At 34.3% G+C, this 20,377-nt stretch carries 18 protein-coding genes and 3 pseudogenes; 20 read left to right on the top strand and 1 reads right to left on the bottom strand.

Annotated elements, in window-relative coordinates:
- Positions 1–79: 79 nt before the first annotated feature.
- The 18 genes and pseudogenes from U860_RS0101365 (at position 80) to U860_RS31005 (ending at position 18,876) form a co-directional block, all read left to right on the top strand.
- A complete protein-coding gene (locus tag U860_RS0101365; protein ID WP_025147116.1) occupies positions 80–1,483 on the top strand; it encodes a lipopolysaccharide biosynthesis protein in 1,404 nt (467 codons plus the stop codon).
- 93 nt (positions 1,484–1,576) lie between these two features.
- On the top strand, positions 1,577–2,353 hold the full coding sequence (locus tag U860_RS0101370) for a glycosyltransferase family 2 protein (RefSeq protein ID WP_025147117.1): 777 nt from the start codon (positions 1,577–1,579) through the stop codon (positions 2,351–2,353).
- Positions 2,350–2,982, top strand: a complete 633-nt coding sequence (locus tag U860_RS0101375) for a CatB-related O-acetyltransferase (protein WP_025147118.1) — start codon at positions 2,350–2,352, stop codon at positions 2,980–2,982. Before U860_RS0101370 ends, U860_RS0101375 begins: the two co-directional genes overlap by 4 nt.
- Before the next feature lie 93 nt (positions 2,983–3,075).
- A complete protein-coding gene (locus U860_RS0101380) occupies positions 3,076–4,242 on the top strand; it encodes a nucleotide sugar dehydrogenase (RefSeq protein WP_025147119.1) in 1,167 nt (388 codons plus the stop codon).
- Positions 4,243–4,437: 195 nt separating this feature from the next.
- Positions 4,438–5,574, top strand: coding sequence for an O-antigen ligase family protein (locus tag U860_RS0101385; RefSeq protein ID WP_025147120.1), 1,137 nt, complete (start codon positions 4,438–4,440; stop codon positions 5,572–5,574).
- A gap of 263 nt (positions 5,575–5,837) precedes the next feature.
- Positions 5,838–6,770 (top strand): LytR family transcriptional regulator, encoded by a 933-nt coding sequence (locus tag U860_RS0101390; protein WP_257145128.1) that lies wholly within the window; start codon positions 5,838–5,840, stop codon positions 6,768–6,770.
- 105 nt (positions 6,771–6,875) lie between these two features.
- Positions 6,876–7,655 (top strand): annotated as a pseudogene (locus tag U860_RS31000) (SGNH/GDSL hydrolase family protein).
- A 110-nt stretch (positions 7,656–7,765) separates the two neighbouring features.
- Positions 7,766–8,758, top strand: coding sequence for a UDP-glucose 4-epimerase GalE (galE, locus tag U860_RS0101400; RefSeq protein ID WP_025147122.1), 993 nt, complete (start codon positions 7,766–7,768; stop codon positions 8,756–8,758).
- 120 nt (positions 8,759–8,878) lie between these two features.
- The gene (locus U860_RS0101405) at positions 8,879–9,550 is read left to right on the top strand and encodes a response regulator transcription factor (RefSeq protein WP_025147123.1); all 672 of its coding nucleotides are present in this window, start codon (positions 8,879–8,881) and stop codon (positions 9,548–9,550) included.
- A gap of 11 nt (positions 9,551–9,561) precedes the next feature.
- Positions 9,562–10,992, top strand: a complete 1,431-nt coding sequence (locus tag U860_RS0101410; protein WP_025147124.1) for a HAMP domain-containing sensor histidine kinase — start codon at positions 9,562–9,564, stop codon at positions 10,990–10,992.
- Between the two features lie 66 nt (positions 10,993–11,058).
- Complete coding sequence (locus U860_RS0101415; protein WP_025147125.1) at positions 11,059–11,841, top strand: DUF3919 family protein; 783 nt, start codon at positions 11,059–11,061, stop codon at positions 11,839–11,841.
- Positions 11,838–12,872 (top strand): ABC transporter substrate-binding protein, encoded by a 1,035-nt coding sequence (locus tag U860_RS0101420; RefSeq protein ID WP_025147126.1) that lies wholly within the window; start codon positions 11,838–11,840, stop codon positions 12,870–12,872. Before U860_RS0101415 ends, U860_RS0101420 begins: the two co-directional genes overlap by 4 nt.
- 19 nt (positions 12,873–12,891) lie before the next feature.
- Positions 12,892–14,226 (top strand): MFS transporter, encoded by a 1,335-nt coding sequence (locus tag U860_RS0101425; RefSeq protein WP_025147127.1) that lies wholly within the window; start codon positions 12,892–12,894, stop codon positions 14,224–14,226.
- 242 nt (positions 14,227–14,468) lie between these two features.
- A complete protein-coding gene (locus U860_RS0101430) occupies positions 14,469–15,659 on the top strand; it encodes a biotin/lipoyl-binding protein (RefSeq protein ID WP_025147128.1) in 1,191 nt (396 codons plus the stop codon).
- Positions 15,656–16,336, top strand: coding sequence for an ABC transporter ATP-binding protein (locus U860_RS0101435; RefSeq protein WP_000631628.1), 681 nt, complete (start codon positions 15,656–15,658; stop codon positions 16,334–16,336). Before U860_RS0101430 ends, U860_RS0101435 begins: the two co-directional genes overlap by 4 nt.
- Positions 16,333–17,535 (top strand): ABC transporter permease, encoded by a 1,203-nt coding sequence (locus U860_RS0101440; protein WP_000054366.1) that lies wholly within the window; start codon positions 16,333–16,335, stop codon positions 17,533–17,535. The genes U860_RS0101435 and U860_RS0101440 overlap by 4 nt, the downstream gene beginning before the upstream one ends.
- 117 nt (positions 17,536–17,652) lie before the next feature.
- Positions 17,653–18,333 (top strand): Yip1 family protein, encoded by a 681-nt coding sequence (locus tag U860_RS0101445; RefSeq protein ID WP_025147129.1) that lies wholly within the window; start codon positions 17,653–17,655, stop codon positions 18,331–18,333.
- A gap of 173 nt (positions 18,334–18,506) precedes the next feature.
- A pseudogene (locus U860_RS31005) lies at positions 18,507–18,876 on the top strand (sigma factor-like helix-turn-helix DNA-binding protein).
- 54 nt (positions 18,877–18,930) lie between these two features.
- Here the strand turns inward: U860_RS31005 and U860_RS0101455 are convergent.
- Positions 18,931–19,437: a competence protein ComK gene (locus tag U860_RS0101455; RefSeq protein ID WP_025147130.1), complete on the bottom strand. Its 507-nt coding sequence runs from the start codon at positions 19,435–19,437 to the stop codon at positions 18,931–18,933.
- Positions 19,438–19,629: 192 nt separating this feature from the next.
- Here U860_RS0101455 and U860_RS0101460 point away from each other — a divergent pair, with 192 nt between their 5' ends.
- Both U860_RS0101460 and U860_RS32570 read left to right on the top strand, forming a co-directional pair.
- Positions 19,630–20,028, top strand: coding sequence for a DUF4359 domain-containing protein (locus U860_RS0101460; RefSeq protein ID WP_025147131.1), 399 nt, complete (start codon positions 19,630–19,632; stop codon positions 20,026–20,028).
- 147 nt (positions 20,029–20,175) lie between these two features.
- Positions 20,176–20,310 (top strand): annotated as a pseudogene (locus tag U860_RS32570) (IS6 family transposase); the annotation flags it as partial.
- Positions 20,311–20,377 lie beyond the last annotated feature (67 nt).

Raw genomic sequence — 20,377 nt, forward strand, 5'->3', positions numbered from 1 at the left:
AGGGAAATGAATTAGTAGATAAAAAACTATGTAGAGTATATAGATTCTAATGGCTGAATTATAAGGACTGAGAGCATAAATGAATTATTTAAAACAATTTATAAGGACATCAGGGGTATTTTTTATAGGTAATACATTGACTAAGTTAATAGGGATTTTTTTGTTACCATTATACACCGCGAGAATAAGTCCTGAATCTTTTGGGTATTACGATTTAACTATTTCTTTGATTAATTTAGTAATTCCAATCCTATTCTTTCAAGTGTGGGATGGAATCTTTCGTTTCACTTTTGATTATGAGAAGATAACGGATAAATATGCTGTAATTTCAAATGGAATTACAATTCAAATTTTTGGAGCATTTTTATATAGTATCACTTTTTTTACTATGATTAATTATATTGATTATAATATCCATTACAAATATTTAATTTTTATTCAAGGAGTGTTATTTGCTTTTCAGTATTATTATAATTTTGTGGCTAGAAGCTTTTCGAAGAATACTTTATTAGTAGCGACAGGTTTACTGAATAGTATTATTAGTATTTTGATTAATATAATTTTAATTGTAATTTATGATATGGGAATTGAAGCATTATATATTTCATATATTGTCGGAACGCTACTTCAAATTATGATACTAGAAATAAAAGTTAAAATAATAAGTAATTTTAAAATGAGTACAGTTTCCCTTTCTCTAATAAAGAAGCTAATACTTTTTTCTTTACCGCTCTGCCTAACAACTATATCTTATTGGCTTTTAAGTGGACTAATTAGACTCGTAATCAGTAATAAATTAGGGATGTATGAAAATGGATTATACGGGGTTACTAATCGTTTATCTAGCGTAATGGTGTTAGTGGTTAATTCTTTTCAATTAGCATGGTATGAAATGTCATATTCTATGGGGAAAGAAGAAAATAAAAAGGGGTATTATGGAAAAAGTTTGAACTATATATTAAAAGTTATTTTATATGTTGGTTCAATCTCGTTAATTATTATTAAACTTATATTTCCATATATAATTGCAGAACAGTATCACGAAGCACTAACAATTATTCCTATTACATTTATAGGTGTATTAATTAATTCATATGCAAGTTTTGCGAGTACTTTATTTTTAGCAGAGAAGGAATCAAGTAAATTATTAATGCCTACTCTAATTAGTGCGGTTGTTAATGTACTCGGATTAGTTTTATTAACTAATATTTTTGGATTAATAGGTGCAACAATCTCTCTTACAATAGCCTTCTTTATTAATGGCTTAATAATTACAATTAAACTAAAGAAGCAATACAATATTAGCCTGGAAGCTTCCGTACTATATGGAGGAATAGCTACTTTAACAATTTCCATTTTTGTGTTTTATTACTTCGAAGGAATATACTTGATTCTTTTTGTATTAATTTTAGCGGTTATCTTAATTTATATTTTTAAAAATATCCTGATAACTGTATTAGATTTATTAAGATCAACTAGATAAAAAGGAATGCTAACGAATTACAAAAATTCCCCTTCTATCTAGATTTTTTATAGTAATTTGTTATATGAAAATTGAGATTAGAGAGGACAGAAGATGAAATATACTATTTTTACTCCAACCTATAATAGAGAAAATGAGTTAGGGGTTTTATATGACTCCTTAAAGAAACAATCATTCCGAGATTTTGAATGGTTAATTATTGATGACGGATCAACTGATAAGACAGAACAAAAAGTTGATGGTTTTATAAAAGAAGATATTATATCTATTAGGTATATTAGACAAAATAATGGAGGGAAGCATAGGGCTTTTAATAAGGCAATTGAAGAATCTAAAGGAGAGTTTATGGTCTGTGTAGATTCAGATGACTTTTTAAAGGAATATGCCCTTGAGAAGATTGATAAATACTCTAAAATAAATAATAAAGTAATGGCAATATGTTTTTTATGTGTAGATTTACAAGGAAATATTATAGGAAGTAGTTTTCCTAAGAGTAATTCAATATTTAATTTAATTGACTTAATTTATAAGTATAGGATGAGAGGGGATAAACTTTGGGTATTTAAACACGACATACTAAAAAACTATAGGTTTCCTGAGTATAATGGGGAAAAATTTGTTACAGAAGGAGTACTTACACTTCAAATGTCACTCCAGTATGATGTTTTAGTTGTGAATGAGGTATTACAAGTTTGTGGGTATCAAAATGGCGGATTGACTTCTATTGGTAATAATCAATTGTTCAAAAAAAATTCTAAAGGTGCGAAAGCATATTATAAATTATTACTACAAATAGCTCCTAATTATAAATATAAATTATTCTATTTATATAATTACATATTATATAGCGTTTATGGGAGAAAAATATGATAAAACAGGTTAAGTTATTAGTCAAATTCATGTTTTTGAAATATAAACATAAATCAGCTAGTATTAATTCTTTTCAGGTAAACCGCAATCTTAAAATATCTAAGGGTGCTAGAATTAATAAGGGTGTAATAATTGGTGAGAATGTTGCTATAGATGAATATTCGTATATAAATAATAATTCTATAGTATTTAATTCGAATATCGGGAAGTTTTGTTCTATAAGCTATAATTGCACGATAGGTTTACCTAATCACCCTGTTAAAAATATTAGCACGTCACCATTTATATATTCTAATAGTAATATTCTTAATATTCCAGGGAGTTTTGAGGATTTAAATACTCAAACGATAATTGGTAATGACGTTTGGGTTGGTGCCAGCGCAATCATAATGCGAGGTGTATCAATAGGAAATGGTGCAATTATAGGAGCTGGATCAGTTGTAACTAAGGACATTCCACCTTATGCTATTGCAGTAGGTAATCCAGCTAAAGTTATTAAAATGAGATTTGAGAAAAATCATGTAGAGTTTCTAGAAGAACTGAAGTATTGGGATAAGTACGATACTCAAAAAAAGGAACTTGCTCATTTGGTGTTAAATAGGGAAAAGTGGATAGAAGATGTGAAGTGATATTTTTCAATTATTACTTTAAGGTGAATTAAGGATAAGTTTTAAAAGAATAAACCAGATGGATATTAAGAAGTAAGGGTGTGTTTCGAATAAATGAAAGTTACAATAGCTGGAACAGGATATGTCGGTTTATCTAATGCAATTTTATTAGCTCAACATAATGAAGTAATAGCAATTGATATTATTCAAGAAAAAGTGGATATGATTAATAATAGAAAGTCCCCTATTATAGATACTGAAATTGAAGAATTTCTAGCAACAAGAGAACTTAATTTAATAGCTACTACCGATAATTATAAGGCATTTAAGGATGCAGAATATGTTATTATTGCAACACCGACGAATTATGATCCAGATGAAAATTATTTTAATACAAGAACTGTTGAAGCTGTAATTGCTAATGTTTTATCTATTAACCCAGAAACTATAATGATAGTAAAATCAACAGTTCCGGTAGGCTATGTAGAGAAAATAAAGGAGAAATTTGAAACGGACAATATTATTTTCTCACCAGAATTTTTAAGAGAGGGTAAAGCTTTATATGATAACCTATATCCGTCACGTATAATTGTAGGTGAAAAATCTAATAGAGCAAAAGTATTTGCTGAACTATTAGTTCAAGGTGCAGCCAAAAAAGATATTTCAGTATTATTTACAAATTCGACTGAAGCTGAAGCGATTAAATTATTCGCCAATACATATTTAGCCATGAGAGTGGCCTTTTTTAATGAACTAGATTCATATGCAGAAGTGCGAGAACTGGATACAAAACAAATTATTGATGGAGTTGGGTTAGATCCAAGAATTGGTGATAATTATAATAATCCATCTTTTGGTTACGGTGGCTATTGTTTACCTAAAGATACGAAGCAACTCTTAGCGAATTATGCGGACGTCCCTAATAATATAATGACAGCAATTGTTGATGCAAATAGAACAAGAAAAGATCATATTGCAGAAATGATTATAAAGAGAAATCCTAAAGTTGTAGGTATCTATAGATTAACTATGAAAATGGATTCGGATAATTTTAGGCAATCAGCTATTCAAGGAGTTATGAAGCGCATTAAAGCAAAAGGGATTGAAGTTGTTGTATATGAACCAGCACTTCGTGAAGAGACATTTTATAATTCTAAAGTAATTAATGACTTTGAAGAATTTAAAAAGGTAAGTAATGTAATTGTAGCTAATAGATTAACTAATGATTTACACGAAGTAGAGGAGAAAGTCTATACAAGGGATCTATTTAGTAGAGACTAAAAGTTAAGGCGTATTGTTTTTATTTTGTAGATTTAATAGAAAAAGGATAGATGGTTAGTGTTACTGGAGAATTTTTCAACAACGATCAACTTATATCATACAGTCTTTTTATGAATTTTACGATAAAATAAAAGGGAAATTTGAAAAGAAATTAAAAATCAACTTCAGTAATGGATTGACGGTGGAGGATTATATATGAATATCTCAAATAGATGGGTTGCCATTTTTTTGATTTTACCCCATCTGAATATTTATTATTTTAATTTAGAGCATACTAACGATTTTGTCTTTATTTGCAAATCGATAATGGTGTTAGTGGCCTTTTGTTTAGTGTTTAAGCGGATAACTATTTTGAATCTGCTAATAGTGTGTTATATGATGTTGGTTCTATTTTCTGCTGTTGTTAATGGGAATTTAACCAATGGGATTGCATTTACCATAGTAATTTTTATATCTTTTTGTATTTACATTTCTCATGCTCTGAAAGAATCTAAAGAATTTTTTAGAGGGATGTACTATTTATTTTCAGTCGTTGTTATTTTAAATTTCCTAACAATGCTGATTAATGGGATTACCATTGATAATAATGGATTCCCCATATATTTGCTAGGAGGAAAAAATGCAATTACGATGACAGTATTACCAGCAATACCAATAATATTTATTTACTCTTATATTATGTATAAAAAGCTAAAAATATTCCCACTTATTGTGATTCTAATAAGTATTGCATCTATCTATTTGTCGGAAAGTGGAACGGGAATTGTTGTGGCAATAGTAACGGCTTTATTTCTAGTGGTACACAAAAGATACTTCCCATCTTTAAAAACCTATCTTTTAATTTATGTTATACTCTTCTTCGCCATAATAGTTTTTAGATTGCAAGAACTTTTATTTGAGGATTTTATTATAAATGTTTTGCATAAAGACTTAACATTTACTGGAAGGACTTATGTGTGGGACTTAATATTGAATACCATTGGGGGCTCTTATTTTATAGGCTTTGGAAGAGGAAATAATATTATTAATCAACATTTTATTAATTTGCATGAGGCACATAATGGATTACTTGAAATTCTTATGTATTCCGGTATTCTTGGTATTTCCTTTTTTATGGTAATTTTGATAATAGTCGCTAAAAATTTAGGTTATTTTAAAAATCATGTTATTTCTAAAGTTTTATCCTTTTCAATTTTTGCATATATGATAATAGGGTTAACAGAGAGTGTGTTTTATAAAAATGAGTTTTGGATGTTAATAGTTATTTCATATGGAATCAGTAATATTATAAAGTGCATCGAAACTGAAGATAAGCAACTAAATAGTGAATAATAATCCATTCAAATAAGTATGCATTATTTAGTGAGCGTCTATTTAATAGGTAAATAAAAAATGTAGCTGAAATAGTGATTTTTTAAATAGGCGAATTTAAAGATTTTCACTAATGCATGGTGTTACTTTTGTATAGAGTCAGAGACTATACGAGAATATAGTTGTATTAGATGTTAGGTGTAGAATAAAGCGCTGTTGAATAAAGAGATTCAATTCCGTATAATTAATAGAATTGAATTTCTATTTTTTGATGAACTTATAAGATGGTTCTAAGAAAGAAGGTTAAGATAATGAAAAAGAAAATCCTATTATGGATATTAGGAATCATAGGAGTATTAATTATAGGTGGAGGAGTCTACGCTTATAATATATATTCTTCTGTTTCAAAAACATTAGATGAAGTTCATAAACCTTTAAAGCGTGATCAAAATAATAAACAAGAAGAAAAAATCAATAAATCTGAACCTGTTTCAATCCTATTACTAGGTGCAGATGAACGCGGTGAAGATAAAGGGCGTTCTGACTCTTTAATGGTTATTACTTTAAACCCGAAGAACAATTCTATAAAGACGTTAAGTATCCCTCGTGATACGTATACGGAAATTGTCGGTAAAGGAAAAAGTGATAAAATTAACCACGCTTATGCGTTTGGTGGAGTAGATATGTCTGTCGCAACAGTCGAAAAATTCTTAGGTGTGCCTATTAATTACTACATAGAAGTTAATATGGAAGGATTTAAGGATATTGTTGATGCTGTGGGTGGTGTTGATGTAAATAATGATTTAGAATTCTCTCTTGAAGGAAAGCACTTCCAAAAAGGGAATATTCATTTAACAGGTGATCAAGCTTTAGCGTATACTCGTATGCGTAAAGAAGATCCACGTGGTGACTTCGGTCGTCAAATGCGTCAACGCCAAGTGATGCAAGCAGTTATTAAAAAAGGTGCAAACTTATCTTCTTTAGCAAATTATGGAGATGTACTTACAGCAATCCAAAAGAACGTGAAAACAAACTTAACACAAGATCAAATGTTTGATATGCAAAAGAATTATAAGAATTGCTTGCAAAATAGTGAAGATATTCAAATCCCAGGTGACGGACATAAAGCAGCTGACGGTATTTGGTATTATTATGTTCCAGACGCAGCGAAGCAAGATTTAACAAATAAATTAAAAGCACATCTTGAGCTAAAATAAGTAATAATACGGATAAACCCAACTCTTTTGGAAAGAGTTGGGTTTATTTTTTTTTGTTTTTATATTAGTATTATATGATGTAAGACTATTAGACGAAGTGAATCGATGAGCAAGAAAGCAATAACGGTCCTTGTTATGTTCGTATTGTTTGTAGATGCTATTGTAAGTGGTAAGATACACTGGAGTAAGAAGGTTGCGAATGCAACAGCACAAACAAATGAGGTAAAAACGACAAAGACTAAAGTAGAGAACAATAAGACGAACAAAGAAGAGAAACAAGATGCAAAGGCATCTTTTAATGCAGCATACGCAAAGAATTTACCAGATGCAGTGAAAGAGAAGTTAAAGAAAGCTGCTGAAGATAAAAAGGCAGTGAATCTTATTATTGTTGGTGATGAGGCTTCTTCACCTGTAAAAGACGCTTGGGTATCTAAGTTTGTATCTAACTTGGATGCAAGTTACGGTAAAGGTTTATGGAATGTGACGGTTAAGGAATATAAGAATGAAAGCACTGAGGAGCTAATTGCAAATAAACGTGCTCAAGATATTGCGAAAGCAAAACCAGATGTTATTTGATTTGAAGCACCGTTCATTACAGAAAATCATAAAATGGGTAATGGAAACTCTGTTGCTAATGCGCAAAAGTTTGTTGGAGAACTTTCGAGCAGTGCGAAAGATGCTACGATTATGATTCAACCACCAAACCCAATATATGGTGCGAAAAATTATCCGAAAGCAGTTGAAGCATTAAAGCAATTTGCGAAGCAAAATGGTTATGCATATGTTGACCATTGGGAAGCATGGTCAAATGCAACTACGAAAGAGATTTTACCGTATTTACAAGAGGAATTCAGTTTCCCAAATGCTAAAGGATATGACGTTTGAGCGCAATATGTGACAAATTATTTTGTAGCTAAGTAATTTGTTTATGTAAAAGGTATGCCATTAATCGCATACCTTTTATATTAGGGAGATAATATGTAGGAGGAAGAAAGATGAATTCAATTTTAATCTGTGGTGGAGCTGGCTACATCGGTTCTCATGCTGTAAAAAAATTAATAGATGAAGGCCTATCTGTAGTAGTAGTTGATAATTTACAAACTGGTCATGAAGATGCGATTACAGAGGGTGCAAAGTTTTATAAAGGGGACCTTCGTGATAAAGGTTTTCTAAGAGATGTTTTTAAACAAGAAAATATTGAAGCGGTTATGCATTTTGCTGCTGATTCTTTAGTCGGCGTTAGTATGGAGAAGCCTCTTCAATATTATAACAATAATGTGTACGGCGCACTTTGCTTGCTAGAAGTAATGGACAAGTTTAAAGTAGATAAGTTTATTTTCTCTTCTACTGCGGCTACTTATGGCGAGGTAGATGTTGATCTTATTACTGAGGAAATTTTAACAAATCCAACGAATACATACGGTGAAACAAAGCTAGCGATTGAAAAGATGCTCCATTGGTATAGTCAAGCTTCTAATTTAAAATATAAGATTTTCAGATACTTTAACGTAGCTGGTGCAACTCCAAGTGGCATTATTGGTGAGGATCATCGCCCTGAGACACACTTAATACCTCTTGTTTTACAAGTTGCATTAGGTCAACGTGAGAAGATTATGATGTTTGGTGATGATTATAATACACCAGACGGTACTTGTATCCGTGATTATATTCATGTTGATGATTTAGTAGGAGCACACTTCCTTGGACTTAAGGATCTACAAAATGGCGGGGAAAGTGATTTCTATAACTTAGGGAATGGTAATGGCTTCAGTGTGAAAGAAATCGTTGATGCAGTTCGTGAAGTTACGAATCATGAAATTCCAGCAGAGATTGCACCAAGACGAGCAGGAGATCCAGCGCGTTTAGTAGCTTCTTCTCAAAAGGTGAAAGAGAAGTTAGGGTGGAATCCTGAGCATGTAAATGTGAAGACAATTATTGAGCATGCGTGGAATTGGCATCAGAAGAAACCTCATGGTTATGAGAAATAAGTAAAAATAAAAAAGAGAGGGGATCGTCGTTCAACATATGTTCGACAATACCCTCTCTTTTTTTGTATGATTTTTGCTATACTAAACTGTACTATAATACAGGACGGAAGGAGGAGAATGATGAAGATACTTGTAGTTGATGATGAATCGAGTATTCGTAATTTGATTCGGATGCAGTTGGAAATGGAAGGGTATGAAGTATTGACGGCAGCTGATGGGAGAGAAGCTTTAGAGAGATGGAATGAGCAGCCGGATGTACTCATTTTAGATGTGATGCTTCCTGATACGGATGGGTATGAGTTATTACGTTTATTCCGAGAGAAGGATCACGATATTCCAGTGCTTATGCTGACAGCAAAGAGTCAGATGAATGATAAATTGCTTGGTCTACAGCTTGGTGCGGACGATTATGTGACGAAGCCTTTTAATTATGCGGAGCTTATTCTTCGTGTGAAAAATATGAGTCGGCGTGTGAGGAAGGAAGAAGTGTCTTCTAATCATGAGGTAATCCGAGCAGGAGAATTGGTAATTTGTCCAAAAGAAAGAAAGGTACATGTGAGTGGACAAGAAATTCAGTTAACGTATCGAGAGTTTAATTTATGTCAGTTGTTTGTTTCGAATCCGCAGCGTGTGTTTATGAGAGATGAGTTACTTGAGAAGGTATGGGGCTTTGAGTATATCGGAAATACGAGAGCAGTTGATATTATGGTGCAAAGACTTCGAAAGAAACTTGGTGCGAGCGGGGAGTATATTAAGACGATTTATGGTGTTGGGTATAAGCTTGATTGCTAAAAGGTGATGATATGTCTTTAAAACGAAATATGGTGTTTGGAATAGTTGGATTGTTGATTCCAATTCTTGTCCTTTTGTATGCAGTTGTTTATATTGCGTTAGAGAAGAATGTGTATCATAATGCGGCAGATTCCTTAGAAAAGTTAAGTGTAGAAGCGCAAATTTATACGATGAATTATTTAGAGAAGGAAGCAGAAGTAGAGACGCTAGGTCCTAATTCACTTTTAATTGCTTCGTATTTAGCGAAGCGAATGGATATCCGTGTGCAGATGATTGGGAAAAATGGAGATGTTGTTGCAGATACACAAAAAGGAGCATTACTTCATCGCAATATCGACATTGAGAGTTCTTTGAAGGGAAAGAAATCGTATGTCTTCGAGGAGGGAGATCCAGCTCCAATTCTTTTGTTTTCGAGCCCAGTTTATTATGAGAACGATGTCATTGGGAGTATTCGTTTTATAAATGAGTTAACGGATGAGAAGGAAGTTTTAACAAATGTGAGTTGGACATTTTTAATGACGTCTCTTTGCCTAGTGGCCGCCGGTATTTTCTTTGCGATTCGTTTGGCGAAGTCTCTTCATAAACCAATTGATCAGTTAAGGCAAATGGCACATCGACTTGCGAATGGAGATTATGAAAGTAAGATTGAGCTAAATGAGTATGTGGAAATTGCGCAGCTTTCAGCATCTTTTAATGCGATGGCTGATGGAATTGAACTTCATATTAAGCAACTGAAGGAAGAGAAAGAGAAACAGAAAGATTTCTTAGATCGAATTACGCATGAGCTGAAAACACCGCTAACAGCGATTATCGGTTATGTAGATTTAATTCCGAAGTTGCAATCGAAGGAAGATGTTCAGGAGAGTCTCCGTTATGTGGCTGTAGAAAGTGAGCGTTTATTATCGCTTGTAGAGGAATTACTTAAATCTTCAAAGTATGGGACGAGTACGTTTGAAGTGTCACCTACAGTCGTGAATATAAAAGAATTGGCAGAAGAAGCAATTTCGATTGTGAAACCTCGATTGCAGCAGTTTGAAATCGAAGTTATGAATGAGCTAGCAGAAGTACACGTCGTCGCGGATTTTGATAAGACGAAGCAAATTTTCTTGAATGTGCTTGATAATGCGATTAAATATAGTGATGCTACGCGAGTTCGTATGAATGTAATTATAAATGAGCAGGAAGCAAAGGTTTTTGTTCATGATGATGGTATTGGTATGGATGAAGGTGTGCTTGCAGAGTGGAATGAGTCTCCGGAAGGTAAGGTGCTTCCTTCTAATTACGGGAATGGCTATGGTTTATACATTTGTCAGGAGATTATGAAGAAGCAAGGCGGGAGTATGCGAATTGAGAGTAGTGAAGAAATGGGAACTACAATATGTATGACATTTTTACTCCCAAGACGGATGGAAGACATAAAAAACTTGAAAGCGGTTAAATGATACATTTATGAAACAATTATGCGGTATTTTCGAAACAACGTTTTTTTATCTTGGAGGTAGGCAGAAATGAAAAGGCTATCATTTCAAATTCTTGTGTTTGTCTTTTGTATGATCGTTTCTCTTATTTTGTTTTATGTTATTGAGAAGCAAATATATAATCGAATCACGATTGTGGATGACAAACAAGCCGTTTTACAAAGAGTGAATGAATCCCTTCCTACTGAAGTGAAAGTAAGGCATGAGAAGTGGGGAGAAATTGTTGTAACGGATGAAGTTCGTTTGCATACGATTGTTTCATTCTTTGACCGAATTCGAGTAGAACCGAGAGAAGCAAGGAATCAAGAACAAGTATTTACTGGAGAAGTAACGTACTTGAATGGACATAAACGTACTTTTGCAGTAGGTGACTTGTTCCAGTATGAGGCTAATGTATACGGAAAGAATGGTACGGATCCGATGATCTCAGCATTGCAAACGTATTTGTTAAGTCTGTATTATACACCAGAGCGCATTAGTAATTTCTTTGCGGAGGCAAAGGAAGTTGTAGTGAGGCAAGGGGATGTAATACGTACTATAGATCTTACGCGAATATTTGATTCTATTCGATACGCAAAGCAAATTACAGATTACGGAGAAATTCAGAAATTATTACAATCACAGAATGAACCGATTGCTTATATTACTGCCTATAAAACAGGCAAGCGTGTAAAGAATGAGCGAGAGGATATTCTTACGATTTCTGTGTATCCATCGTACTTTGTTGTGCAATACCTCGGTGATAATAACGGGAATGTCATGTATATGAAAGGTTCTCTAGCAGAGTTATTCGTAAAGGAGAATGCGTCATGAGAAAGATAGCCTTTTTCTTCTTTTTGCTAGTAATTGGAGGAGCGATGTCTAGTTGCTCTCAAGATACAACCTCTATTAAATATAATAAAAGTGGTCTCCCTATTTTGGATGATCGTCATCTTGTTGCATATGTAGCGGCCCGCGAGGAAGTTGGTGAGGCATTGCTTTCATCATTTTGTAAACCGCGAGGATGTACATATGAATTTATTCGTCTTTCGACAGAAGAACTTCTTCGAAGAGTGGAAGAGGAATCTGGAAATCCGAAAGCGGATATTATTATTGGCGGTACAGTAGATGCACATCAAATGATGAAGCAAAAGGATCTGTCTATTCCTGTGACGAGCCAGCATGCGAATCGTATTTCAAAAACTGTTAAAGATAAAGATGGTTATTGGTACGGTTACGAAGTAGAGAAATTGGCAATCGCAATTAATAAAGAGCGGTGGAACGAAGAAATAGCACCGCTCGGTCTACCGTATCCATCCAGGTGGCAAGATTTATTAAACTCTGCGTACACTGGAAAGATTGTTATGCCAGATCCAAATGTTTCGGGTACTGCATATACGTTTTTTCAATCACTTATTGATACTTTAGGTGAAGAGGAAGCGAAGGCGTATGTGAAGCATCTTGCAGGACAGGTTGGAGAAGTAACAGTGAATGGTTACATACCAGCAGAACTTGTGGCAAGTGGTGAATATATGATAGGCATCAATTTTATGGGAGATCAGAGAATGCTTCAAAAACGAGGCTTTCCTATTTTAAGTAACGAACCTGAGCAAACAGGTTTGTCTGTCAATGCGATTTCAAAACTAAAACGTGCACCGAGTGGTATTATTGCGGATTTATTTATTGATTATTGTTTATCAGAAGAAGCGGGTCACATTTTAGAAAAAGTTTCGTTTGGCGTACCAACGATGTTTGCGAAGAATGAGAAAGAAATAGAAGGACAGCCGGTTAGAAGGACGAACCAAAATATATCAAATAGTGGAATAATCGAGATATGGAATAGACAGCGTCTCTCTCAAAAATGAGAAAAGGAGACGAGAGTATATGTTTAAATGGCTTAAGCCAGCACCTGCAATTGAGAGATTACCAGCGGATATGATCGCTAAAGTATATACATTACTACGTATTCGTGTGCTAATCGGAATCTCAGTTGGATATGCTGCTTATTATTTAGTGCGCAGTAATTTTACGTTATCAAGTACGTATTTAGTACAAGAATATGGTTTTAGTACAGCTGAAATTGGACTACTAGGTTCAGTAATGGCGATTGTTTATGGATTTAGTAAGTTCTTTATGGGGAATTTATCAGATAAAGCTTTTGCCCAGCGCTTTATCGCAGTCGGATTATTCTTATCAGGGCTTGTAAATATTTGTTTCGGGTTTGCATCTTCTTTTGGAATGATTGTTACATTACTTGTCCTGAACGGTATTGTACAAGGTATGGGAGCACCACCTTGTAGTATCGTTATGACGAAATGGTTCTCAAAGAAAGAACGTGGTACGAAAACAGGCATTTGGAATATTTCACATAACGTTGGCGGAATGCTTGTGCCACCACTTGTCGGAATTGGTGTAGGTATTTTCGGTGAAAGTCATTGGCAAGGCGGCGTGTTTATTTTTCCAGCGATTATCGCAATGGTAATTTCAGTTCTTGTTTGGATCAATGCGAAGGATACACCAGAGTCTGAAGGTCTTCCTCCAATTGATGAGTATCGTAATGACTATGAAAATCTTGAAAAAGCAGATAATGCTAACAAGATGTCACCAAAAGAAATTTTAATGAAATACGTAGTGAAAAATAAATTTGTATGGTTCTTATGTATTGCGAATGCATTTGTTTATTTAATTCGTTTCGGTGTTATTAACTGGGTTCCACTTTATTTAACGACAGTTAAAGGTTTTTCAAAAAATGAAGCACATGCAGCATACGCAATCTTTGAAGGTATGGCAATTCCAAGTTCATTAATTGTTGGTCTTTTAAGTGATAAATTATTTAAAGGGAAACGTATGCCATTGTGTATTATTAGTATGGTTGGAGTTGTTATTGGTACGTTTGTATATTGGCAAGCAACTAGCGTACTTGTTGTAAGTATTGCAGTTTCTATTATCGGATGTTTAATTTACGTACCACAGTTCTTAATCGGTTTAAGTGCGATGGAATTAGTACCGAAATTTGCAGTAGGTACGACAGTTGGTATGTGTGGTCTGTTCGGTTATGTGGGCGGAAGTCTTGTAGCAAACGCAGCAATTGGTGTTATTGTTGATCGTTCTGGCTGGGATGGTTGCTTTATCTTACTATTAACAGGTGCAATTTTATCAACAGTCTTCTTGTTCATCGTTCAACGTGGACATGAGAGAAAAGCTCCTAAAGCGGTGTAATATTTTGTTTGAAAAGCTATCCAATTTTCATTTTGGATGGCTTTTTCTATATAATATAATCTTTCCTTAAAACTATCTTAAAAGATAAGATGTCATATTTCTAATCATTGGAATTTTTGTTACAATATAAATGAATGTGTAAAACTTTGTAAAAAGATTGTAATAATATAAAATTATTTTTCAGAAAGTTTTATACAATTGTGGTGTTTATTAAACTATTAATTTATAAAGGGAGAGAGACTATGTTACCAAATACGGTTCGTACTCCAAACAAGAAGAAGAAATGGATTATTATCGGGGTTATTGCACTAATTGTTATTGTTGCAGCAGTTAACATTTTTGTTATGCAAGGTAAGAAGAAAGGCACAGCGAAGACCGATGCTGTAAGTTTTGAGAAAGTGACAGAGCGTAAGCTTAATAATACGAAATTAATTTCTGGTCAGGTGAAGCCAGGGAATATTGAAAGTTTCTATGCAGATCCGACTAAAGGAAAAGTGAAAGATATTGAAGTGAAAGAAGGACAAGAGGTAGAAAAGGGAACGAAATTATTCTCTTATGATAATGAAGAAATTAATCTGCAAATGAAGCAAGCTGAGCTTGATCAGAAGATGGCTGATATGCGTTATGATCAAGGGAAAAAGAAGATTGATTCGTTGAAGAAAGAAATTAAGAAGGTGAAAGATAGCGGGGCTGGGAAAGAAGTAACAGACCCAATGGAAGAGCAAGTAAGTGAATTAGAAATGACACAAAAAACAACTGACCTTGAGAAGGAAAAAGGAAAGTTACAAAAAGAAGAGTTAAATAAAAAACAGAAAGAACTTACGATTTATAGTAATTTTGCTGGTGTTGTACAGAAGTTAGATAAAGATGCAGCGCAAAGTTCATCCCAAGCTTTAGGTGGTCAAGGAAAAGCATTCTTACAAGTAGCTTCTAAAGATCCGTTCCAAGTTCAAGGGACTTTAACAGAACTTCAAAAGTCACAAATTCAAAAGGATCAAACGTTTACTGTAACTGCGAAAGCAAATAATAAGAAGAAGTGGACAGGTAAAATTACAGAAGTAAGTGAATTCCCAACGAGTGCAGAGATGGCTCAAGCTGGTGGTGTAGGTGAAGCGACTCAAAATATGTCTCAATATACATATAAGGCAAGCCTTGATAGCCAAGATGGTTTATCTCCAGGGTACCATGTTTCATTACAAGTAAACTTAGAGAATAAGACGATGATCGCTGTTCCAAGTAAGAGCATTGTAGAAAAAGGCGATGATGCATTTGTTTATATCGAAGAAAAAGGAAAGCTTCGTAAACAAAATGTGAAAAAAGGTGCTACTGATGGAGATTGGACAGAGATTACTGAAGGTGTAACAGTGGGGCAAAAGGTGGTTAAAAATCCTTCCGACGACGTGTATGACGGAATGGAAGTGAAAGAGAAATGATTACGTTAAATAATATTGCTAAAACGTATTATCAAGGGAAATTGGCAGTGCCGATTTTGCACGGTATTAGTTTAACGATTCAGAGCGGTGAATTTGTTTCGATTATGGGACCGTCTGGTTCTGGTAAATCAACGCTTATGAATATTATCGGTTGTTTAGATCGTCCAACAGAAGGCGAATATATGCTGAATGATGTGAATATCTTAACAGCAGACGAGTCAAAGCTTGCCTTAATTCGTAATGAGTATATCGGTTTTGTTTTTCAGCATTTTAACTTGCTGCCGCGTCTTTCAGCAGTAGAAAATGTTGAACTTCCGCTCGTATATGGTGGCGTGAAGAAAGCAGAGCGTCGTCAAAGAGCTCTGGAAGCACTTGGTAAAGTTGGTTTATCAGACAGAGTTCATCATTTACCGAATGAGTTATCAGGTGGACAGAAGCAGCGTGTCGCTATTGCGAGATCGATTGCGAATAATCCAACGTTCATTATGGCAGATGAGCCGACAGGTGCGCTTGATACGAAGTCTGGTGAGCAAGTTATGGACATTTTCACGAAGCTCAATGCAGAAGGTACGACGATTGTTATGGTTACGCATGAAGAAGAGGTTGCGGCTTATTCTTCTCGCCGTATTGTACTGCGAGATGGGAAAATTACAGAAGATAGAAGGTGTGCGGTATGAGTTTACTAGATAGTATAAAAATCGCCTTATCTTCTATTCTAGCTCATAAACTGCGTTCTGCTCTGACGATGCTCGGTATTATTATTGGTGTTGGTTCTATTATTACTGTCGTTGCAATTGGGCAAGGCGGGGAAGCGATGCTGAAGTCGAAATTCGCAGGTTCTGGCGGTAATAACCTTATGCCAATTCAATTTAAACCAGATATTAATGATGAGTTTGCTATGGGTGGATTTGAAATACCAAAGTTAACTGAAGAGGATATTTTGGAAGTAAAACAAGTGAAAGATGTTTCACACGTTATTACGACAAACCAGAATTCAGAGGTGCTTGATGTAAATGATAAAAAAGCAAATCTGAATGTTATTGGTCTTGATAATGAATATTTTGCAGTTAATAAAGTAAAGGTCGTAAAGGGACGTACTTTAAATGAATCAGATATTTCTCATGCAAATAACGTTGTGATGATTAGTACAAAAACAGAAGAGACTTTATTTAAGGACGTAAACCCAGTTGGACAAATTATTGAGATGAAGGGGCAGCCAATGCAAATTATTGGTGTGTATAGATCCGATAATGAGTTTATGGGATTTGAAATGGAAGAAGCGTTAATCCCCCTTACGTTATGGCCTGTTTTATACGGAACAGATGATATTCAAAATATCGCAATTCAAGCTAAAAATGTAGACGATTTAGAATCCGCTGGGAAACAAGCTGTTGATGTATTAAATAGTCGTAAGCCAAGTGAAATTCCAGGTAAATATGAACTGGTGAATTTAAAAGAATTCCAAGAAAATGTTTCTAAAGTTACTAATATCATGACGATGATCATCGGTGGTATCGCTGGTATTTCATTAGTCGTTGGTGGTATTGGAGTTATGAACATCATGCTCGTATCTGTAACGGAGCGTACGCGTGAAATTGGGATACGTAAAGCACTTGGAGCAACGCGTAGTAAAATTTTATTACAGTTTTTAATTGAAGCCGTTATGTTAACGCTTCTAGGTGGTTTAATCGGAATTGGTCTTGGATATGGTGGGGCATATATTGTTTCTACATTCGCAAAATGGCCACCGCTCGTTTCATGGGAAGTTGTCGTTGGAGGCGTACTGTTCTCTATGACACTAGGTATTATTTTCGGATTAATTCCAGCAAACAAAGCTGCGAAGTTAGATCCGATTGAAGCACTACGTTATGAATAAGTTGTAGTAGAGAGGACTCTCTACTACACATTACCGTTCTAGTGGGCGGTTCGTAGCCTCTATGTGAGGAAGTGAACCGCCCGTTAGAACGGGATATAAATAGAAGGAGGCGTTATAATGGAAATGAATATTAATACGCAAGATGAAGGTGCGAAGAAGCCGTCATTATTTGGAATGGTTACTTCTCCAGGCTTACAGTTTGAGAGAATGAAGACGAAAAGCCCAGTCTGGGGAGGATTTTTCTTATTTCTTTTAATGGGGACAATCTTATCAGCAGCGGTAGCTTATTTAGGGTTACTTAATACTCCGGAGCTAGCGAAGCTGGTTAAGGATGATGCGACGGGGATAATGAAGTGGACTACACTTGGATTTGGAGCTATTGGAGGTCTAGTTGGAACAGCTGTTGGTCTTTTTGTGGTAGCAGGATTTTATAAAGTTATTATGATGTTTATGAGCAATGATACTCCATATATGAAGATATTATCTATTTATATATATGCCAATGTTGTCTTTTATGTTGGTAGTCTTCTTAATGTAGCTTTAGGATATATTTTGGGTGGGAATGGCACGGATAAATATACAAGTTTAGGGCCTTTATTTGAACAAGGAACAATTGTATATGGTATTGGTTCCGCATTTGAAGTCTTTAACATTTGGAGCTTAATTTTAACTGGCTTAGGCTTGCATATCGTTGCTGGTTTAAGTAAAAAACAAGCAATAATTTTAATTTCTATATTCTTTATCTTTACAATTGGGTTTAGTATGTTAGGCGGCATGTTCTCTGATTTTGGTGCATAACATATTATTTTGAAAAGGTGACTCTTCTGAGAGTCACCTTTTTATTTTTACCCCTATTTCAAATTCCAGCAACAGCATTTGAAATTAACTACAATGAGAATTCTTTTCTCTTCTTATATTGTAGAGGTACTGTGGAATAATAGAGAGGTATACCATTTAGAAATGGGTATTGTGTGAAGCCAGTGACCTTTGCAGATACGGTTGTTTTGTATGAAGGTATGATTATAAATCAAATAAAGAGATTAAATATTTATCAAGATCATGAAGAATATTATCAATGTGGTTTAATAGGTCTTTGGCATGCTTATGAAAGGTATGTGTGTGTTAGAGAGTATGATGAACGATTTGAATTTGAAGATGTGGGAACAAGAGCACAAGATTTTATGAGTGTGTTAAATGAGAGAGAGGCACATTATTTCAGAGCGATTCTTTGTAGGGAAAAAGATGGGAGAGATAGCCTATGAAATGGGGATGACGTACTATCAAACGAGATGGTTATATCGACAGGCGCTTGAGAAAATGCGAGATAGTATAAAGGGATAAAAATAATAAGTAGAGTGGAAGGCATGAAAAATATTACCTTCCATTCTATTCATTTTAAGGTAGTAAATGTGGCATAAAGTTTTTTAAGTGTAGTGAATCTTGCATGTTCATTCGGGATAATACATATCCGACTTTCCATAATTGCTGACTTAACTTATGGGGACTGATTTGTATCGTTACGGTAGTTCCGTTTGAAAAATAAATTTTAGCTTGTTTAGTTTTTTTGAAAATTTCTATATCCTGTATACGGTTGTAGAACAACCATATACAGTTTGAGGACGAAGGAGATTCTGTTGGAAAAGTACAAATATATTCTCTATGATTAATTGGAATTGGCACATTTTGTTTGAAATTAAATTTTGCTTGGACTGCAGCACATCTACCTTGATAAGTAGAATGAACATGTGTTAGACAGGATTTCTTTATGAGTTGGAGAGCTGTTTGGCATGAGTGTAGGTGGCTTCCGCTACTGTTGATGATTTTTGTGCGGTAATAAGGGTACTTATAAAATTCGATCATCATTGTAGAACTAGAAATAAAAATATCATTTTCATTATCCATAAATTTAAATCCTCCCGTATATAATTTTTATTCCCAATATAACTATATACGAATTGTGAGAAGTCTCTATTAATCTTCTGTTGCGTATTGTAAATTTTTATTGTTCGTTTACAATCAATAGATGATAGTCTTTCTAATTTGCAGCGATTGTACATATATATGAAATGAGAAAAGAGTAGGCGGTGATATATCATGAAGAAAAAGTATATTATTATGGCTCTAGCAGTTGTTCTCTTAGTTTATTTAGCAAACAGTAATCCGAGTAAGGGAGAATATACAGATTGGGCAGCAAAACAATTTATGAAGCGTAATGATGTGAGTAAGAAGCTAGACGAGGTTGAGAAAGAAAATAAAGAGGGTTTACTTGGCGACTTAGCATCGGCGGGTAAAAAACTGGCAAATAAGTATGTTGAGCCACAAGTTGGATTATTAATCGATCATTATACAAAGCGAAATGATTATATTTTCTTCTCAACCTATACGACCGAGTTTGATTTAGGCGGAGAGAATTATAAATATGTTTGCGTTGGTTTTTCAAAGATCTTTATCCCGATTGAAATGCCGAAGAAAAAAGACGAATCTGCAAAATGATGCAGATTCGTCTTTTTGATTTACGGAGTAATGTGAACTTCAGATAAAGTTTTTTTGGTTCTGGTGCAAACACTCCAAAATGCTTGTAAATGACCTCCTAAACTTGGATATACTGATATTAGTACTCTAAAAAAGGATGTGATTGGTATGGAAGGGAACAATCTATTCAAGTGGAAACATTCTCAACCGGATATTATTTTATTAACCGTGAGATGGTACCGACGGTATAGCATCAGTTTTCGTGATTTAGTTGAAATGATGGAAGAACGTGGGCTATCCCTTCCTTAAAACAATTTGACCTATCGTCAAACGAAACTACGCTTTTGCTAGACTAAGCTGATGCTTTATG

The sequence above is a fragment of the Bacillus sp. H1a genome (assembly GCF_000633475.1).
GTDB lineage: Bacteria > Bacillota > Bacilli > Bacillales > Bacillaceae_G > Bacillus_A > Bacillus_A paramycoides.

What these genes read in the sequence shown, in the direction of transcription:
- U860_RS0101440 (WP_000054366.1), top strand. Translation starts at nt 16,333, where the DNA reads ATGAGTTTACTAGATAGTATAAAAATCGCCTTATCTTCTATTCTAGCT.
- U860_RS0101455 (WP_025147130.1), bottom strand. Translation starts at nt 19,437, where the DNA reads ATGGATAATGAAAATGATATTTTTATTTCTAGTTCTACAATGATGATC.
- U860_RS0101385 (WP_025147120.1), top strand. Translation starts at nt 4,438, where the DNA reads ATGAATATCTCAAATAGATGGGTTGCCATTTTTTTGATTTTACCCCAT.
- U860_RS0101445 (WP_025147129.1), top strand. Translation starts at nt 17,653, where the DNA reads ATGGAAATGAATATTAATACGCAAGATGAAGGTGCGAAGAAGCCGTCA.
- galE (WP_025147122.1), top strand. Translation starts at nt 7,766, where the DNA reads ATGAATTCAATTTTAATCTGTGGTGGAGCTGGCTACATCGGTTCTCAT.
- U860_RS0101390 (WP_257145128.1), top strand. Translation starts at nt 5,838, where the DNA reads ATGGTTCTAAGAAAGAAGGTTAAGATAATGAAAAAGAAAATCCTATTA.
- U860_RS0101370 (WP_025147117.1), top strand. Translation starts at nt 1,577, where the DNA reads ATGAAATATACTATTTTTACTCCAACCTATAATAGAGAAAATGAGTTA.
- U860_RS0101435 (WP_000631628.1), top strand. Translation starts at nt 15,656, where the DNA reads ATGATTACGTTAAATAATATTGCTAAAACGTATTATCAAGGGAAATTG.
- U860_RS0101380 (WP_025147119.1), top strand. Translation starts at nt 3,076, where the DNA reads ATGAAAGTTACAATAGCTGGAACAGGATATGTCGGTTTATCTAATGCA.
- U860_RS0101375 (WP_025147118.1), top strand. Translation starts at nt 2,350, where the DNA reads ATGATAAAACAGGTTAAGTTATTAGTCAAATTCATGTTTTTGAAATAT.
- U860_RS0101405 (WP_025147123.1), top strand. Translation starts at nt 8,879, where the DNA reads ATGAAGATACTTGTAGTTGATGATGAATCGAGTATTCGTAATTTGATT.
- U860_RS0101365 (WP_025147116.1), top strand. Translation starts at nt 80, where the DNA reads ATGAATTATTTAAAACAATTTATAAGGACATCAGGGGTATTTTTTATA.
- U860_RS0101420 (WP_025147126.1), top strand. Translation starts at nt 11,838, where the DNA reads ATGAGAAAGATAGCCTTTTTCTTCTTTTTGCTAGTAATTGGAGGAGCG.
- U860_RS0101430 (WP_025147128.1), top strand. Translation starts at nt 14,469, where the DNA reads ATGTTACCAAATACGGTTCGTACTCCAAACAAGAAGAAGAAATGGATT.
- U860_RS0101415 (WP_025147125.1), top strand. Translation starts at nt 11,059, where the DNA reads ATGAAAAGGCTATCATTTCAAATTCTTGTGTTTGTCTTTTGTATGATC.
- U860_RS0101425 (WP_025147127.1), top strand. Translation starts at nt 12,892, where the DNA reads ATGTTTAAATGGCTTAAGCCAGCACCTGCAATTGAGAGATTACCAGCG.
- U860_RS0101460 (WP_025147131.1), top strand. Translation starts at nt 19,630, where the DNA reads ATGAAGAAAAAGTATATTATTATGGCTCTAGCAGTTGTTCTCTTAGTT.
- U860_RS0101410 (WP_025147124.1), top strand. Translation starts at nt 9,562, where the DNA reads ATGTCTTTAAAACGAAATATGGTGTTTGGAATAGTTGGATTGTTGATT.